The 512-nt window shown below is 67.3% G+C and carries 1 protein-coding gene; it reads left to right on the top strand.

Features of this window, described 5'->3' with window-relative positions:
• Window positions 1–512, top strand: a 512-nt coding sequence (locus tag A9513_RS04230) for an Ig-like domain-containing protein (protein ID WP_255302816.1), incomplete at both ends; no start/stop codon positions are given.

Here is a 512-nt window from a genome sequence, read left to right as displayed (position 1 = left end):
CCAAGGGCGACTACAGCGTCGACGTGCCGGCGCCGAAGGCCGATGGCGACATCACCGTCAAGGCCGAAGACGCTGCGGGCAACCTCAGCCCGAGCACCGACGTACCCTATAAAGACATCACCCCGCCGGCCGCGCCGACTGCGGAAATCACCGATCCGGGCACCGGCACCATCACTATTGATGGCAAGTCCGAGCCGGGCAGCAAAGTGATCGTCACGCTGCCCGATGGCACCACCGCGACCACCACCGCGGATGCCAAGGGCGACTACAGCGTCGACGTGCCGGCGCCGAAGGCCGATGGCGACATCACCGTCAAGGCCGAAGAYGCTGCGGGCAACGTCAGYCCGCCGACCGTTGCGCCGTACCATGACATCACCCCGCCGGCYGCGCCGACTGCGGAAATCACCGAYCCGGGCACCGGCACCATCACYATYGATGGCAAGTCCGAGCCGGGCAGCAAAGTGATCGTCACGCTGCCCGAYGGCACCACCGCGACCACCACTGCGGATGCC

It is taken from the genome of Pseudomonas sp. AU12215 (assembly GCF_001675465.2).
Taxonomy (GTDB): domain Bacteria; phylum Pseudomonadota; class Gammaproteobacteria; order Pseudomonadales; family Pseudomonadaceae; genus Pseudomonas; species Pseudomonas nitroreducens.
This window is presented reverse-complemented; position numbering and strand designations above follow the sequence as displayed.